We start from the raw sequence: 563 nt of genomic DNA, 5'->3' as shown, positions 1-563 counted from the left end.
GTGTAGAGCAACGCGTCTTCAAAGCTCAGGTCTTCGATCACGCTGTGAACGCCGGGGGTGGGCAGGTAATGGTCGAGGGCGCGGTTGAAGGCGGCGCGGTCTTTGGCGCAATTGCGGGGTGGGTCGGGAACAATTTTCTTCATCGTTTAGTACCTGTCTGGTCAAGGAGCCGACACGCTTCGCGACTAAACGAGGGTGGCGGCTGTACGCAGGTTAGTCGACCGGTCAGAACAGGAACCCGGCGCGCCCGAAGGCGCCCTGCGCACAGCCACCATAAACTTCGGAGGACGATGCGCCTGTTCTGAAACCGGGCGACTAAACCCGATCACTGATGAGCAGTGACGGATCGCAGACTAGCCATCGATTCCAACAGGCACAAGGCGGCAGGGATTGTCTAGGAAACGTCCTGCAATTAAAAGGGACGCGCCTTGCTGGCCCTTTACAAACCATGTCGAAAGGCCACCGACTGATCAGCCACCTGGAGCAGCAGCCACAGATCTAATGTGGGAGCTGGCTTGCCTGCGATAGCGGTATATCTGCACCTAATTTTCTGTCTGATACAC

The 563-nt window shown here is 57.4% G+C and carries 1 pseudogene; it reads right to left on the bottom strand.

Annotation, left to right across the window (positions count from 1 at the left end):
- Positions 1-143 (bottom strand): annotated as a pseudogene (locus FEM54_RS35260) (DUF6124 family protein); the annotation flags it as partial.
- Positions 144-563 lie beyond the last annotated feature (420 nt).

It is taken from the genome of Pseudomonas edaphica, from assembly GCF_005863185.1.
Classification (GTDB): Bacteria; Pseudomonadota; Gammaproteobacteria; order Pseudomonadales; family Pseudomonadaceae; genus Aquipseudomonas; species Aquipseudomonas edaphica.
The sequence above is the reverse complement of the archived record's forward strand: the minus strand, read 5'-3'. Positions and strand labels throughout refer to the sequence as shown.